The organism is Prevotella illustrans, assembly GCF_017426725.1.
GTDB classification, from domain to species: domain Bacteria; phylum Bacteroidota; class Bacteroidia; order Bacteroidales; family Bacteroidaceae; genus Prevotella; species Prevotella illustrans.
Map to the genome: position 1 here is coordinate 1 of NZ_JAERMS010000038.1, position 17,828 is coordinate 17,828.

Here is a 17,828-nt window from a genome sequence, read left to right on the forward strand (position 1 = left end):
TGATTTGATGAAACTTTATATGCGTTTTCACAAAAATTATTTAGGACACTATTGGCTCGAAGCATGAAAAGGCGTGACCAATAATAAAATCTTCTTCCCCTCTTCAGCAATAACGGAATAATTTTACTATATTTGTTGCACAATTGAGTGAAAATTAACTATATATATGGACATAACAAAAGAACTGAAATTAAAGAAGAAAGAACTCCTAAACTATTTTAGAAGCCGTTCGAGTGAGATTCAAAGTGAATTATCACGACGTTATTCCACTACTGATTTTAAGAAAAAGGCTTCTGTTTTTAATAAAGAAATAACCAAAAGCAAGGAAACACTTCTAACCATTTTAGCAGAAATTTCAAGAAAAGAAAAATGGACTAATGCTGAAATCTTAGATTGTGTCTTAATGATTACCTATACTAATGATGTTGTAATGCTTGAGGGCAGAAACTCTATTTGGGAATACGAATATATGGCATTCTCACGTAGAATCGGTGAATTATGGGAGCCATTCTGCAAGTTATGCTTCGATTATCCTCGTACAAATATCGAAAAATTTATTCCTCCTTTGTTTGCTGAAGTTAGAAAAGATCTCACTACAGAAATAGCGACATATATAGATAGCCTAAATCTTCAGACTAATGAAAAATTAAAGTTGAAAGACTATTATAATAAGGTTTGGAGTCTTGTTACCTCTGGGGAAATACAATTAGAATGCGATTTGCATTTCTCTGATGAAACAACCAAATATGTTGTTGACTTTAAGAGCGGATTTGGTTCAAACGAAAAGGGGAATACAAACAGATTACTCCTTGTTGGGAGCATTTATAATAACATAGCGAAAGGCAATTATCAATGTATGATATTTGTCAGATCTACTGATAATAACCATTATTTAACTACGCTTCAAGATTCTGGTGTTTGGGAAATATCGTGCGGTACTGACACATATGAAAGAATCCGCCAGTTTTCAGGCTATGATATCCATGGCTGGATAACATGTAATATTGATTGGCTGAACGACTTCTCGGCAGAAATGAGGAACATGATTATTGATAAAAAATTACAGAATTATTTAATCTGGTAGTTATGAATAGAGCTTCAGAATTTCAATCCTATTACACTAAATCCACTCCCATTCTGAACTATATGATCAATATGCTTCAATTGGGTGATGGTGAAAGCATATTAGAACCTTGTGGAGGTGATGGGGTTTTTGTTGACAGTCTGTTGTCAACAAACTCATCAGCAAATATTGATATTCTGGAATTGAATCCAGAGGCTGTAACTTTTTTGAAGGAGAAATACAAAAAAAAGTTGAATGTTTCTGTCAAAGAAACAGACACATTGTTGGATAATGATATACTATTACACCGTAAAAAGTACGACAAGATTATTGGGAATCCACCTTATGGCGCAAAGAATGATACTCAAAGAAAAATCTGTTTAAATCGTATGTATCCTGGCCTTTATACAAAGGAAAGCTATACGTTGTTTCTGTATGCATGCATTAATTGTCTTCGTGAGGAGGGGATTTTGAGTTACATTATTCCTGATACCTTTTTATCCTTACACCGACACGTTGCTGTACGTAAATTCTTGCTGACAAAAACAAAAATTAAGGAGTTGGCTCTATTTCCTTCTTCTTTCTTCCCAGGTGTAAATTTCGGCTATGCGAATTTGTGTATAATAACATTAATTAAATCCTCAGATATTGAGCAAAACTTACGAAACGAGATATGTATTCGGAGGGGATTCAGAAGGGTTGAAGAGTTGGAAAAAAAAGAGTGTGGAAAAACTAAGATTGTTTCTCAGAAAGAAATCTATGAGAATGTTGGTTCAGCTTTTTTATTTAACTCAACGGATAAAATTTCCAAACTCATCAATGATGATTCCCTTCTGAAGATTGGGAATTTGGCTCATTGCGTCACCGGCTTTTACTCTGGCAATGATCAAAAATATTTACATCCAATTGATCGTTGTATTAAGAATGCAAGGAAATATCAGGTCATATCGAAGGAGTTTATCAGTAAGTCTCCTTTATCAGATAATGAAAAAGTAAATGGAATAAGTTCGCCAGAATGCTTTGTTCCTATTGTTAAGGGAGGCAATGTGGAATATGTGAAACCTGTACAATGGTTTATGAACTGGTCAAAGCAAGCAATTCTTGAATATAAGGCAAGTAAAAAATGTAGATTCCAAAACTCAGCATTTTATTTTAAAAAGGGTATTGGAATTCCCATGATCCGTTCATCAAAGCTGACAGGGGCATTAATAGATTATCAACTTTTTGATCAATCTATTGTGGGAGTATTCCCTAAAGATGAATCTTTGATACTATATCTACTTGGCTTTTTTAATTCACAGGTCTGTACAGAACTCATCAGTGCAATTAATCCATCTGCCAATAACAGTGCAAATTATATCAAGAAGATACCATTTATAGAGCCCAATGCAGAGTTCAAAGATAAAGTAGAAAATATAGTCAACAAGATAATTTCAGAACTTAAAATCGGCAATAGTAATATACAAAAATTTCAAGAGGAATTAGATGTACTATTTTCTAATCTTTATTTAGAGAACAAGGGATGCAAACATAGATTAGAAAAAAAGCTGAAAAAAGGAAAACAATTAAGTATCTATGGTTTGGGAAGTTAGTAAGCCAATCAACAAACCCATATCGTACCCAAAGGCATTATCCCTGTGACGGCTACCGGCAAGATTCCGTGAAAACAGAAGAAAAGTAATGAAAGTAATAAAGGCTGAGGCTCCATCACTTAGTATCTGTTTATATATCTGTTTGCCCAAAATGTTGTGCCCATTCGGCAACGGCTACACGCAGATTGCGCTGCGCCACATCCTTTCGCATGGCTTTTACTAAAGGCTGGTCCAACGGCGTAATGCCTCTGACTTCGGCAAAGCCTGCGGCAAGCAAACGTTCACGGTCGGACACGCAGCCGGCAAAGAGATAGACAGGAACGGGCGGATGGCAGTCGCGGGTCTCCGACAGCAAGACGCTTGGCAACTTGCCCATGAGCGTCTGCGCGTCAGATGAACCTTCGCCCGTCAATACAAAACGAGTGGAAGGGAGAAAGCGGGACAATCCCGCAGCCCGCAACAGCAACCGGGCACCCGACTCGCACGTGGCGTTCATATATTCCATGAAAGCGTAGCCCAGTCCACCGGCCGCTCCTGCACCTGTTTCACGGCTCCTGTCATAGCCAAAGTGGCGGGCTGAAGCCTCCGCAAAACGCCGGGCACGCTCATCAAGCGCACGCACCATGGCTGCGTCGGCCCCCTTTTGCGGGCCAAAGACATGAGCCGCGCCCCGCTCACCACATAGTGGATTGGTAACGTCGGAACCAAGCGTGAAGCTGCATTGACGGATGATGTCGATGTCGTCGAAGCGTCCAGAAGGGGCCAATACGTCAATCAAAGCCCGAATCATACCGATTCCGGCGTCGCTCGTGGCACTTCCGCCCAGGCCGACAACAAACTTTCGGCAACCATCGAGCATAGCCTTGGCCAAGATTTCGCCTGTTCCATAGCTTGTAGTCCGCATGGGATTGCGTTCTTCGGATTGCAACAAGGAAAGCCCCGACGCCCGGGCCACTTCAATGACAGCCGTATCGCCCAGTCGCAGATAATGGGCCGTGATGCGCCGCATCATCGGATCGTGCGTAGCGACAGGGATGAGTTGACCGCCTACAGCCCGCTGATAAGCGACCAGCCAGCCTTCACCGCCGTCGCTAAGCGGCAAAGCAATGAAATCATCGTTGGGAAAATATCGTTGAAGAACAGACGAAGCCACCGCATTAGCTTCGTCGGAAGACATACAACCTTTGAAAGAGTCAAAAGTCAAGAGTATATTCATAACCACAAAAATACTTATTGCCGCCCAACCATAGCACGCTCACTGCAAGGTTTCTATCTGAAATTACAAATAATTAACGACCGTTCTTGGCGATAAAAGACTGACAAAACCAAACTTTAGTTTTGTTTCCCCAAAACGAAACCATCATAAACAAAATATGGAATTTTCTTGACTATATGGCCGAAAAACCATAAATTTGTACAGATTTTAATAAAACAATTCCTTATGAAAAAGCTTGTATTAACACTGATGTTGTTTTGCGGTCTTGCAGCCCGGGCACAGCAGAAACCCCGAACCTGGTCGATAACGCCTAAAATCGGTCTGAATATTTCCAATCCGACCAATCATCCTCCATTCTACGTAGGCACTGTGATAGAAGAAATCATTCCAAACGACGGAACGATACACCAAGCCGGTTTTTCAATGGTCCGTGACATGATGACAACGGCAACCGCCATCAAGTCGGGTTGGGCCGGTGGCGTGGAAGCGCAGTACCAATTCAATTCGAGATTAGGCATATCATTAGGCGCTTACTATAGCCAGCAGGGTGTGAGATACGACAACATAGCTCTTGGCGACGAGGCCTTACCGGACGGCCAGGAGCCCATCAAGCTGGGCATAGCCAAGCAAATGAACGCGAAGACAGACTATATCACCATGCCAATTCTGCTCAACTGCTATGTGTACAAGGGTCTGGCACTGAAAGTTGGCTTACAACCGGCCTACAACGTGGTGGCAGAGGCCCAGGCCGATTTGGACGCGGAAGTGAGAGAAGGTTATTGGATAAAGGTGCAGGCAGGCATGGCAGAGGTTCATAAGTTGGACGTGACCGTTCCGGTGGGCCTCTCTTATGATTTCCCGAACGGTTTGATGATCGACCTGCGCTATCATACGGGTATTGGCAACCTGTACTCCTCGGGATGGGAAGGATTAGGAGCGCGTGACGATAAGCCCAAGAGCCGTACAAGCATGTTCCAACTTACCGTGGGTTATAAATTCGAGCTGTAAGCGTTTGCGCGTCCTTCATTCCTTTCGCTCCTCATTGAAACCTCCTTTTACTCCTAAAAAACGACCTTAAAAATAATTCAAATGACAGAAAATCTTTCTACGAGCCGGAAAACCATTGTAGGCATTCAGTTCCTTTTCGTGGCCTTCGGTGCCACGGTGCTGGTGCCGTTGCTCATTGGTATCGACCCTGCCACAGCCTTGTTCACCGCGGGTTTGGGCACATTCCTCTTTCATTTTGTCACAAAGGGCAAGGTACCCATCTTCCTTGGCAGTTCGTTCGCGTTCATCGCGCCCATCATCGAGGCCTCCAAGCAGTGGGGACTGCCCGGCGCACTGGCCGGACTCACGGGCGTGTCACTCGTCTATTTCGTCATGAGCGCCATTGTCAAATGGCAGGGTAAGAAGTTTCTCGACAAGGTGTTTCCCCCCATTGTCATCGGACCTGTCATCATTCTTATCGGTCTTTCGCTCTCGGGCAGTGCCGTCAACATGGCCAAGACCGACTGGCCGTTGGCTTTCCTGTCGCTCCTGATCGCCATTCTGGTACTAACCTTTGGCAAGGGGCTGTTTAAACTCGTGCCCATCATCGCGGGCGTGACCGCGGGTTACGTGGCTGCCATCTGCCTGGATAAGGTCGACTTCTCAGGTGTCGCCGCCGCGCCATGGATTCGTTTTCCCGTGTCGCTCACTACAATTACACATTTCGAGTGGGCGCCTTTCCTCTACATGATTCCCGTGGCCATCGCGCCGGTGCTTGAGCACATCGGCGATGTCTATGTGGTAAGCGAGGTGGCCAATAAAGATTTCGTGAAAGAACCGGGCCTGCATCGCACCATGCTGGGCGACGGACTGGCCTGTCTGGCTTCCGCTTTCTTAGGCGGTCCTCCCGAAACGACCTACTCTGAAGTGACGGGAGCCATGTCGATCACCAAAGTAACAAGCCCTGTCGTCATCCGCATTGCCGCCGCCACGGCCTTGGTTTTCTCCATTGTGGGTAAGTTCAGCGCCGTGTTGCAGTCCATTCCGCAAGCTGTTCTGGGTGGCATTATGTTGCTGCTGTTTGGTACAATCGCCAGCGTGGGCGTCCAGAATCTCATGCATAATCATGTAGACATGGGCCGCACGCGCAATGTCATCATCATGTCGGTCATGTTGACGATGGGCTTGGGCGGAGCCGTTCTCTCATCAGGCAGCTTTGTCATTTCGGGTATTGGTCTTTCGGCCATCGTCGGCGTGGTGCTCAATCTGCTTCTGCCTGACAGAAAGAAACAGGTCGCGAAAGACGAACAATAACAACATCATCAACGACATGCAGTTCATTACGTCTGCATGTCGTTTTTCTTTTCAGTTCCCGCAAACCGCTCATCAACCACCGTTGATCGTTATTTTTTCACGATCAACAATAATATCGTTTCCACTTTTAGCGCCTCTGTCGTTTCTATATAATATACTAACATCCAATACTTTAAGCCTTTTACAGCCTTACTTGCAATCCACTTTTTTTCCTTATGGCTTCAAACGGATTAATGTTTATCCTATCTTTGCCAAAAGAAACGTACAAAACAAATGACGTTGATACCATCCGTAATCCTAACCATTAACCGTTTGATAGCTTCATTTAAATTTATTGCAGTCCGATAAACAAATTATAGTGATAAATCATGCCTCTTTGCCGTCCCGGCAAATGCCGACAGGCTTTCCGAGCTCTCGGAAGACGTCAAGGTATAACAGGTGTTAAATGCCGAAGTTCGGCAAACGCCAAGGTATAACAGATGTTAAATGCCGGAGTTCGGCAAACGTCAAGGTGTAACAGGTGTTAAATGCCGAAGTTCGGCAAACGTCAAAGCAAAACAGATGTTAAATGCCGACGTTCGGCAAACGTCCCGGCAAATGACGACGACCTTTCCCGGCGTGCGGAAAACACCAAAGCAAAAGGAATGTTTTTAGTAAGGGGCGCTATTTGGGACAAAAAGTAAGCCACTACCGGCTATACATGCCTGCAGTGCCGATAAATAAAGGCTTGCATAACTGTCAATCAGTTTTTACCGGAAACCAATACAATAATTTAAATTCTATATATGATGAAAAGGAAAAAATTATCATTACTCATGGCTTTTCTGCTGATGGCGATAACAGCCGTCGCGCAGGATTTACATGTTTCCGGCACCGTCAAAGACGCGCGGGGCGAGGCCCTTATCGGGGCGACCATTATGATGAAAGGCAGTGGCAAGGGCACGGTCACGGACAGCGAAGGACGCTTTGCGATGGATGTGCCGAGAGGCGCTACGCTTATCATTTCTTATATAGGGGCCAAAACGAAGGAAGTAATGGTCACGGGCACACGGCAGGATATCGTTATCGATACCGACAATCAGGTTCTCGACGAGGTTGTCGTTACCGCGCTGGGAATCAAACGCGAAGAGAAAGCATTGGGATATTCCGTGCAGAAGGTATCGAGTGACCTGGTACAGAAGGTAGGTGGCATTGACGTGACCACCTCGCTGACAGGCAAGGTCGCCGGTATGCTGGTGAGCAACTCCACAGAATTTGCCGCGGCGCCGACGATAACCTTGCGCGGCGAGGCACCGCTAATCGTGATTGACGGCGTGCCCTACGCCAATATGACCATGCGCGACATCGCCGCCGAAGACATTGAGACCATCAGCGTGCTGAAAGGAGCGTCGGCGTCGGCTCTTTATGGCTACCGTGGCGCAAGCGGCGCGGTCATGATCACGACGAAGAAAGGGCGGGAAGGGAAAGGCGGCGTTCAGATTTCTCTCAACTCAAGCACGATGTTGTCGGCTGGTTTCGTGGCCATTCCCGAGAAGCAAAGTCAATACGGACGTGGTAAGAACAATGTCTACGACATGAACTCCGACCAGTCGTGGGGCGCTCCGCTCGATGGAACCGTTCGCAATCAGTGGGATCCTATCGCCAAGGAATATCGCGAATATCCCTATACGGCGGTGGGAAAGGACAATTTCCGCAACTTCCTGCAGCAGGGAGTCATCACCAACAACACGCTGTCGCTTGACTACCACACGAAGAACGTCTCACTTCGCTCTTCCGTCAATTGGACATACAACAGGGGACAATATCCCAACAGCACTTTCAAAAAATACGGCTATACGCTAAGCGGCGATATCCTGCTGGGCAAGTTCACGTTCAGTTCCAACATGGCTTACCACAAACAAAGCTCGCCCAACATCGGTTTTAACGGTTATACCAACTATGACCCGATGTACACTTTATTAATATGGACTGCCGCCGACTATGACATCCGCGATTATAAAGGCAACTACTGGATGGTGCCGGGCGTGTCGCAGAACTTCACTTACAAGTCGACGCACAACAATCCCTACTACGATCGGAACCAACGTGTGCGGTCTTCGGATCGTGATATTTTCAACGCTTCGGTGGCAATCGGTTATGAACTGACGGACTGGTTGAAGGTAACGTTGCGGTCGGGGCTTGACTTCTATCTCGACAGACAGCAGATCAAAGTGGCCCAAGGTTCGTATGTCTCGACGGGAAACACCGGCGTTGCCGGCGGCGCGACGTGGATCGGGCAGAAAACGGGAGCCTTTGCCACGGGACGGCAGTCGGGCTACAGCATGAATACAGACTTGATGTTGAACGCGTCAAAGACGTTTGGCGACTTCTCGGTGGAAGGTCTTTTCGGAGGAACCGTCTATTATACGCAGGATGAAAACATCTATGGCAACACCGTCGGGGGAATCTCCGTGCCGCAGTTCTTTTCACTGAAAGCCTCGGTTGAGAAAGCGAATGTGGGGTCTACGATACAGAAAATGCAAGTAAACTCACTCTACGGCCGTATAGGAGGCTCATGGCGCCGACTGATCTATGCCGACGCCACCTTCCGAAACGACTGGTCTTCTACGCTACCGTCTACGGACAACGCCTATTTCTACCCATCGTTATCGGGCAGTTTCGTCATATCAGAGCTGCTGCCCGAGCAAACCAAAGAGTGGCTTGACCTGTGGAAGGTGAGGAGTTCGTGGACCGTTTCCAAGACGCCTCCTGCCATTTACGCGACCAACACGAACTATGTAGTTACCAATGCGGCATGGGGCACGCTTTCGTCTGCGGCAATACCGCTCAAGCTGACGGTAGGCGAAGTGAATCCGGCCTCATCCTCCACGTGGGAGATAGGTACGCAAGCCGTTTTCTTCAAAAACCGTTTAGGGGTAGATGTCACCTATTATCGTAAGCTCATGTATGACGCCTTAGTGTCAGGGTCGCTCTCTTCGGCTTCCGGCTTTACAGGAAACTACGTCAATTCGGATGAAGAAATCGTACGCAGAGGTTGGGAAGTGACCGTCAGCGGTACCCCCATCCGGACACCGGACTGGCGTTGGGACTTGGCGGTCAATTGGTCGAAGTATGCCCGTTACTATCATAAGATCGATCCGGTTTATTCCTCCGATAATCCTTGGGTAAAGAAAGGAGAGCGAGTCGACGTGTTCTTAGTAAAAGATTACGCCCGCGATCCTGACGGAAACCAAATCTACAGCAATGGGCGCGTGCAGTTCAATCCTTTCCTTTCCGTATACGGCCATACCGATCCCGACTGGATTTGGGGATTGAGCACACAGGTATCTTATAAGAATTGGACGCTGAGCGCCTCGCTCGACGGGCGTGTCGGCGGCACGATCAGCTCGATGACCAACAGCTACCTTTGGACTTCAGGCTCTCACCCGGGCACGCTTACAGCCGAACGGGCGGCCGACGCGGCTACACCGGGCTCCAAGAATTTTCTCGGACAAGGCGTAAAAGTGGTGTCGGGAAGCGTCAAATACGACAAATACGGCAACGTGTTGTCCGACGATCGGGTCTTTGCCACGAACGACGTCTACACAACATACAGCCAATATGCCCAAGACATGCATACCGGCATTGCGTGGGGCGGTAACAGCAGACCCGCCGACAGCTTCTCAGGCACCTTCTTCAAGTTGCGCGAATTATCGCTTTCCTACACGCTTCCCTCGCGATTCACCAACCGTTGGGCTAAGTCGGCTTCGCTGGCATTGGTAGGTCAGAACCTCTTGATGTGGGCAAAAGACTTCAAATATTCAGATCCCGACGGTGGTACGGAAAACTTCAACGACCCTTCGGTGCGCTATCTCGGATTCAATATCAAATTAACATTCTAATCCTTTTTCCAATTCGAACCGTTATGATCAAAAAGATATTCACATTGTTTTTCGGCTGCCTTGCCACGATGGCAATGCTGTCGTGCGACGATAACTTCGACGAATACAACACGAATCCCGACACGACGACTTCCGTTACGCCTGAAATGCTTGCTACCGGCGTGTTGAAAAGTTCCATGTTGCTGGGCGGCGACGGCAAGGCCTACATCGGATATAACGCCTTGCCCAAGTATGTAGCCTATATAAAGGAAGGCGCTTATGATCCACAATACAATCTGATAGGTTCGTGCTCGTTCGCTTCCTATCATTTAATCCCCAATATGGAGCAAATGGTGGAATACGCGAAAGGTGGCAACTATGAGGACTCGTTCCGCGGATTGGCTCTATTTCTGAAAGCGTTCAATGCCTACCGGCTTACGATGATGACCGGCGACATTCCCTATTCCGACGCCGGCTTAGGGAAAAAAGGCAATACCAAGCCGAAGTATGATGTCCAAGCGGACGTGTTCGCGGCCATCTTGGAAGACCTTAAAACGGCCGCAACGCATTTTGCGAAAGCGCGTGACTTCGATGGAGACTTCATCTATGACGGAAAGGCCGCCAAATGGCGAAAGGCTGCCGACGTGCTGCAACTCAAGGTATTGATGTCGCTTGGCGAGAAAATCACCTCGGAACAGAAAACCCGTTTTGCCCAAGTTGTCTCAGAAGGCAATCTCTTTCAGGACAACAGCGACGACATGAATGTGGTCTATACCACGGCTACGGGCACATGGCACCCGCTCTACAACCAGCCGTTGTTCGACCCATGGACGGTCTTGTCGGATGTTGTCGTCGACGAATTCAAGCGCTTGGGCGACCGCAGACTGTTCTATTACGCCGAGCCTTCAGCCGCGCAGATCGCGTCGGGCAAGAAGGATAACGATTTCGAAGCTTATGTGGGAGCTTATCCCATGACCGATTTTGACCAATTAAATTTGGATTATCTGGATAAAAAGTATTCGGTTATCAACAACCGCTATCAAAACGTGATGAATGGAGACCCACTCTGCAGGCTCAGTTACGCGGAACAATGCTTCATCCTGGCCGAAGCATCGATAAAAGGATGGATCGGTGGCGACGCCGAGACATACTATCGGCAGGGCGTAGAGGCTGCCATGAAGAAGGTCGCCGCCTATGACGAGCAATCGACTTATTGTCATGGCATGCCGATCACGGACGAGTATATCGCCACTTATCTCGCGGGAAAGGCAGCCTTCGCGTCGTCGACCACCGACCGGCTTCGCCAGATATGGACGCAGCGCTACTTGCTCAAATTCCTGCAAGACGGCTATGACGCCTATATGGAAATCAGACGAACGGGCTATCCCGAACTGAAAGTGAACGCGGAGACCAGCCTTAATATCGACAACAAGGCTGCCATGCCCGTTCGCTGGACTTACCCCGGAGATGAGATGCAGAACAATGCCGACAATATAAAGGAAGCCCTTTCCCGTCAGTTTACCAATGGCTACGACGGTATCAACGAACGTATGTGGCTGCTTCAATAGGCTTGATTATAATGATCGCTTCCACAATAGCCGTGGGACGCACGGCAAATTGTGGAAGCTTTAGCTAATCGTCAAGATTAAAACAATGTACGACAAATTTCCCAAAACCTTCCTATCGCTGCTCATCTTTCCCCTTCTTGGCAGCTGTTCCACCTTCTTTACTACGGGAAGCAAGAGAGAGAAAGTTCCCAACGGCCGAAATCAGCAGACCATACAGGCACGCTATAGGCTCGTATGGCATGACGAATTCGATTATGCCGGATTACCCGATTCCACCCGATGGAGTTTTGAAACCCGGGGAAACCAATCGGGCTGGGGTAACAACGAGCTGCAACATTATACGGAATCGCGCCTGCAAAACGCCTCTGTTTCTAATGGATGCCTTCGTATTACAGCCCGTAAAGAAGACTATGAGAACAAGCGATACACTTCGGCACGCCTCACAACCAAGGGACACGCCCAATGGTTATACGGCCGAATGGAGTGCAGGGCCAAGTTGCCTGTGGGAAGAGGTACCTGGCCGGCCTTTTGGATGATGCCCTCGGAAAACACCTACGGCATCTGGCCGGCAAGTGGAGAAATCGATATTATGGAGAATGTTGGCTTTGATCCGGATAAAATTCTGGCCACGACTCACACCCAACAGTTCAACCATATCAAAGGAACTTCCGTGAGTGGAACCATCTTGGTGCCCACCTGCAACACCGAATTTCACGTTTATGCCGTGGAGTGGGACGAACGTGAGATTCGAGGATACGTAGACGGACACCACTATTACACCTATGCCAATCAAAAAAAGGGATGGGAGTCGTGGCCGTTCGACAAGCCTTTCCATATCATTCTCAACTTGGCCATAGGTGGCGACTGGGGCGGAAAGATGGGAGTAGACGACACCATATTCCCCTGTTCATACGTCATTGACTATGTAAGAGTTTATCAACAAATGTAGAAAATCAGCGTATTACTTGATATTTTCCGACCAATGACTTATCTTTGTCATCATAAAGATAGCAAAGATGAAAAAAACAGCATGCACGTTTCTCTTGCTGGCCGTGGCACTTCATGCGGCAGCAGTGGGGCGGAATCAGTTGGATAGTCTCTACCACCGTATTGACAACGCCATCGCCCGCTCTTCCGAATTCATCGCTATCAGAGAGGCAAGGATCAGCAACCTGCGCACAAAACTGAACAAGTCGGCGAATGGACGTGACCGTCTGAACCTCTCTTTCCAGCTCTTCGAAGAATACAAATCCTATCAAAACGATTCTGCCGTGTCGTATTTGACAAAGGCAATTTCGCTGGCCGTGTCGCTCAAAGACGGCGACATGGCTGATTATTGTCGTTCGTTGCTCGCTTTCCAGTATTCTTCATCCGGCATGTACACGGAAGCCTTTGCCATGCTCGACACACAAAAGCAGAGCCAACTCAAAGGAAAAGCCTTAGCCCAATACTACATTTCATCTACCCACCTGTATGGCGAGGTAGCCTATTACACCAGTCAGCCGAGCCTGCAACGCCAATTCCAGGCCAAGGCCGATTCGTGCAGACGTCTCTTGTTTCAAGTTCTCAAGCCCGATGACGACGTTGCCCTGCAATATCGCGAGATGAATTATTACAACAGAAAAAACTTTGTCAAGGCACTCGAAATCAACGATCGGCGCATGAAAAACTTACGCCCGGACGACCATCAATACGCGGTTGTAGCCTTCTATCGCTATTTGGATTATTATCTCACCAAGGATACACTCTCGATGAAGTACTGGCTTACGCAATCGGTGCTGAACGATATCGAAAACGCGGTCATGGATCAGGGGGCCATGTGGGAACTGACACACTTCCTGATTGACGGAGGTGATGTGGAACGTGCCTACCGCTACATCGGATTCGCCACGGATTGTGCCAACAGATTCAACTCGCGCATGCGCAACTGGCAAATAACCTCGACCCTTGCCCGTATCAATAAAATCTATGAACAGCAGCAAAACAAAACCAACACACGCCTCCGGGGACTTGTAGGAGGAATCAGTCTGCTGTCATTAATCCTGCTGGCTATGAGCTTCTACAGCCATCGGCAACACAAGCAGTTGGCCGCCGCGCAAAAGCTACTCAAACAGAAAAACCACGAACTGACAGCTTCCAACGGGCAGCTCTCGGACGTTGTAAGGCAACTCAACAAGACGGTAAAGCTATTGGACGACTCCAACAAGGTGAAAGAAGAATATGTCGGCCGATTCCTCTACATGTGTTCCATATATATCGACCGAATGACTTCTTACAGAAAACAGGTCATCAAGAAACTCAAGAACAGGCAGTACGACACGCTCTACCAAGATACGAGGAGATTAGAAGCTGACGAAAGGGAAACCGAAGAACTCTATCAGAACTTTGACTCGGCCTTCTTACACCTCTATCCCAACTTCGTGGAAGAGTTCAACCTACTGCTACGGCCGGAAGAGCGCATACAGTCGTCTTCCATGAGCCTCACCACCCCACTCCGTATCTTTGCCCTGATTCGACTGGGCATCGACGACAGCGGGAAGATAGCGGAATTTCTGCATTACTCCGTCAACACCATCTACAACTACCGGGCCCGAATCAAGAACGGCGCATTGGGTGAAAGAGAACTTTTCGAAGACCAAGTAAAAAAGATTGGAATAGCCAAATGAGGCTACCGACAACACGTTTTAAGATTACACAATTTCTTTCTTTACGCCTTTTATCAGAACTGGAAGTAGATAAAAGGCTGAATCGTAGAGCTTTTAATCTGGATAACAATATAGATGACGGCCGTCAACAGGATGGCGTAGACCAACAGATTGCAATGGCGTAGCACGCCTATCAGCCGTTCCTGCCAGGTATCGGGCAGGAAATGCGTGAGGTAGCCAAAGGCCATGAAAGCCAAGATGTATTTATAACCACTCACAATCTGCGGCCAAAGTTCGATATGGAAATTGGTGAAAATCTGATGAATCATCGCCCAACCGGCCACAAACGACGTGTGGCGGAAGAATATCCAAGTGAAGCAGACAAAATGAAACGTCAGCAAAATAGCCAACCATTTTCTGAGGCCGTGCGACCGATAACGGCGATCGTGACGCAATATTTCTTGGCCGAAGTATTTATGTGCCGCCAAAGCCAGGCCGTGCATGCCGCCCCAAGCTACAAAATTGAGGCTGGCGCCATGCCAAAGGCCACCCAAAAGCATGGTAATGACCAGATTGATATACTGCCGAAACTTCCCCTTACGGTTACCGCCCAGCGAGATATAAATGTAATCGCGAATCCAACTGGACAGCGAGATGTGCCAACGGCGCCAAAAGTCGGTGATACTCGTCGACCGGTAAGGCGCGTTGAAGTTGAGTGGGAAGTGAAATCCCAGCAACAGCGCGATACCGATAGCCATGTCGCTGTAGCCACTGAAGTCGCAATAGATCTGCAGAGCATAGCCGTAGACACCCAAAAGGTTCTCTAATCCGCTATAGAGCGTAGGATTGTCGAATATGCGGTCGACGAAGTTGAGACTGATATAGTCGCTGATGACCGCCTTCTTGAACAAGCCGATGATGATGAAATAGACACCACGGGCAAACATGTCGCGCGTGATGATGACGGGCTTGTGAATCTGCGGCGTGAAATCGGAGGCACGAACAATCGGACCTGCCACCAACTGCGGGAAGAACGACACGTAGAACGCGTAGTCCAAGATATGGGGCAACGGCTTGAGCGTCCCACGATAGACATCAATGGTGTAACTCATGCTCTGGAACGTAAAGAAACTAATACCCACAGGAAGGAAAATATCCCAGGGCTGGAAGTTATTACCAATCATCTGGCTGACCATGCCGGCAAAGAAATTGGTGTACTTGAAATAGCCCAACAGCCCAAGATCGATTAGCAGACTCAGAAAAACAAGGACTTTACGCCGCCTGCGATTGGACGCGGCCATCCGGGAATTGTCGGCCGACACGGCAGAGAGCGCCCCTATGCGGCGGGCTATCAAGAAGTCGCTGACAGTAACAACAGCCAGCAGAAAGAAATAGAATCCGCTGCTCTTATAATAAAAATAGTAGGAAAAAAGCGTAACAAAAAACAACCGTGGTTGGAGTTTGTGGCGCAAAAGCATGTAAACGAATGAGAATCCGAGGAAAAGCAGCAGAAACAAACCGCTGGAAAAAATCAACGGTTCCTTAGGATTATATGTCAGAAGATCAATTAATCGTTGTATCATTGTTGTTCAAGAGCCTTACGGCGTTTATAGTTTTCCAATCCGGCCATAAACGAAGGAAACACTTTGCTTGCCACTAATTTACCGCCACCGAAACTCAAGTGGGTGTAATCCTTGTTGGCCATATTGCGATCAACTAACTTTTTCATGCTGCCATTTCCACCCATCGCCTGATAAAAATTATAAAAACCAACGTGACAATCAGCTGCCATCTGTTCCTGAAGATTCACCAGATTCTTCACTTCTTTCAACGTCGTAATGCCATCGGCCGACCGCTGGTCTCTGTCGGGTACACTCATGACAAGAATACTGGCGTCGGGGAAGGCGGCATGAATATTCTTGACGGCTCTCTTCATGCCTTCCGTATAGACTTTCAAAATAGGAACCGTATTTCCTTTGACAGCCTCATTCAAACCATAATGGATAATGATGAGGTCGTAAGGCCGCAAACGGGCAAAATGAGCCAGCGTGGTTAGTGGAATGCGAGCCAACTGCGTGCCGGAAGAACCGCGCATAGAGAAATTGTCAAGAATAACGCCCTTGTCGGATTCCAGTGCCATGCCAAAGAGTGTTGTACGTGGAGACACATCGGAAAAATGGTAAGCCACCTGATTCATGGCGCCTCTCACCTCGATCATCTGAATTTCGGTAGACGCCGCTGTTACAAACTGGCGGGGTGCCGCTTTGTCCATGGCTACACTGACGCTGACGGGCTGTGGCGTATGAAGAAAGAGTTTGGCATGCTGCCAAGTAGCCACATGGGGCTGTAGCTTGGAGCCAAGCGTCGTGACACGGCCTCCTTCGGAAGGTATGTAATAGCGTTGGGCAATGCCTTGACGGCTGTTATCAAAAGGCTTCTTGACAACGGAATATTCAGCAATGCCGCTATAACGCTGATTCACGGTACGACGAAAAGCCGTCATAGGTGTACCACAATCGACCCAGCCAACCCCCGTACCACCAAAATGATTCTGGAACAAAACTCGCAGATCACCGGTAAGGATATCGCCTTCGATAAATGAATCACCGAAATAAGCAATTCTTATAGGGCGATCCAACGTTTTGACATGAGCCAACTGTTTGTAAAAATGGTCCATACCACCCTTTTTACCTTGCGAAAAATCCATAATCGGCTCCACCCCTTTGGGCCAAATCTCTTTAAAATCAATCTTCTTACCTTGCCTTGTGACAGCTACGACAGGTTTGGGCGCCTTCGGAGCAGGCACCACATCTACATTTTTCTCATAAATATCGGGAAGAATTTGACTGAGCAGATTGACGTGCCGTAATTCGGTTCCGCCTATGCTAAGTGTCGGCAACTGATGCATAAGCAACAGAAAGAGCACCACCAATCCCGTCAAAGCGAAAGTCCTTGCAGACTGATTCATCATTAATCCATTATTAAAAACGGCTGCAAAGGTAATAAAAAAAGACATAAGTACCTATTTTTCTCATGCTGGCTTTTTGACATAAGGACATGTTTTTTGACATAAAGACATAAGGACATATTCTTCGCATGATGTTTTTTTCGACATAAAGACATAAGGACAGATTTTTCTCATAGTGGATTTTAAGAACATAAAGACATAAAAACATATTTTTCAGTCAGCGGGGAAAAAGACATAAGGGCCGCAAGCGGCCAATAAAGACATAAAGCTAAACACACTTCACATTAGCTTTATGTCTTTATTTCGTCGCTTGCGACGCCTCATATAAAAATATGTCTTTCTGTCTTTATGTCAAAAAAAATATGTCCTTATGTCTTTATGTCGAAAAAAACATCATGCGAAGAATATGTCCTTATGTCTTTACTCTGAATAATCTTTACATATACCATCAAAAAAGTGGCATTATTCTGAAAAAGAAAAGACTTGGGCGAAAATAAGCGATTGTAGAGCCAATTTATAAAACACTGGTTATCAATACATTGTACTTTTAAGGGTGTTTTCTCTTCGCTTTTTTACCTTTAATCGCTATGCTTTTAGGCCGTCATCGTGGCCCTT

General features: G+C 47.1%; 11 protein-coding genes. 8 read left to right on the plus strand and 3 right to left on the minus strand.

Annotated elements, in window-relative coordinates; genetic code table 11:
• Positions 1-166: 166 nt before the first annotated feature.
• Together JHU38_RS10070 and JHU38_RS10075 are read left to right on the plus strand one after the other, a co-directional pair.
• Positions 167-1,084 (plus strand): hypothetical protein, encoded by a 918-nt coding sequence (locus JHU38_RS10070; RefSeq protein WP_107581131.1) that lies wholly within the window; start codon positions 167-169, stop codon positions 1,082-1,084.
• Positions 1,085-1,086: 2 nt separating this feature from the next.
• Entirely contained in the window at positions 1,087-2,655 is a 1,569-nt protein-coding gene (locus tag JHU38_RS10075; RefSeq protein ID WP_107581132.1) for an Eco57I restriction-modification methylase domain-containing protein, read from the plus strand.
• Between the two features lie 130 nt (positions 2,656-2,785).
• On the opposite strand, the gene JHU38_RS10080 is transcribed toward JHU38_RS10075, so the two are convergent.
• Complete coding sequence (locus tag JHU38_RS10080) at positions 2,786-3,871, minus strand: glycerate kinase (protein ID WP_107581133.1); 1,086 nt, start codon at positions 3,869-3,871, stop codon at positions 2,786-2,788.
• A 225-nt stretch (positions 3,872-4,096) separates the two neighbouring features.
• Here JHU38_RS10080 and JHU38_RS10085 point away from each other — a divergent pair, with 225 nt between their 5' ends.
• The 6 genes from JHU38_RS10085 (at position 4,097) to JHU38_RS10110 (ending at position 14,266) form a co-directional block, all read left to right on the plus strand.
• Entirely contained in the window at positions 4,097-4,879 is a 783-nt protein-coding gene (locus JHU38_RS10085; protein WP_107581134.1) for a porin family protein, read from the plus strand.
• An 81-nt stretch (positions 4,880-4,960) separates the two neighbouring features.
• Positions 4,961-6,172 (plus strand): uracil-xanthine permease family protein, encoded by a 1,212-nt coding sequence (locus JHU38_RS10090; protein WP_107581135.1) that lies wholly within the window; start codon positions 4,961-4,963, stop codon positions 6,170-6,172.
• A gap of 785 nt (positions 6,173-6,957) precedes the next feature.
• Complete coding sequence (locus JHU38_RS10095) at positions 6,958-10,053, plus strand: SusC/RagA family TonB-linked outer membrane protein (protein ID WP_107581136.1); 3,096 nt, start codon at positions 6,958-6,960, stop codon at positions 10,051-10,053.
• 23 nt (positions 10,054-10,076) lie between these two features.
• Entirely contained in the window at positions 10,077-11,600 is a 1,524-nt protein-coding gene (locus JHU38_RS10100) for a SusD/RagB family nutrient-binding outer membrane lipoprotein (RefSeq protein ID WP_107581137.1), read from the plus strand.
• 85 nt (positions 11,601-11,685) lie between these two features.
• Positions 11,686-12,549 (plus strand): glycoside hydrolase family 16 protein, encoded by an 864-nt coding sequence (locus JHU38_RS10105; protein WP_107581138.1) that lies wholly within the window; start codon positions 11,686-11,688, stop codon positions 12,547-12,549.
• Positions 12,550-12,616: 67 nt separating this feature from the next.
• Complete coding sequence (locus tag JHU38_RS10110) at positions 12,617-14,266, plus strand: DUF6377 domain-containing protein (protein ID WP_107581139.1); 1,650 nt, start codon at positions 12,617-12,619, stop codon at positions 14,264-14,266.
• 53 nt (positions 14,267-14,319) lie between these two features.
• Here JHU38_RS10110 and JHU38_RS10115 read toward each other — a convergent pair whose 3' ends face one another.
• Positions 14,320-15,828: an MBOAT family O-acyltransferase gene (locus JHU38_RS10115; protein ID WP_107581140.1), complete on the minus strand. Its 1,509-nt coding sequence runs from the start codon at positions 15,826-15,828 to the stop codon at positions 14,320-14,322.
• Positions 15,825-17,213, minus strand: coding sequence for an SGNH/GDSL hydrolase family protein (locus JHU38_RS10120; RefSeq protein ID WP_107582297.1), 1,389 nt, complete (start codon positions 17,211-17,213; stop codon positions 15,825-15,827). Before JHU38_RS10120 ends, JHU38_RS10115 begins: the two co-directional genes overlap by 4 nt.
• Between the last annotated feature and the right edge of the window lie 615 nt (positions 17,214-17,828).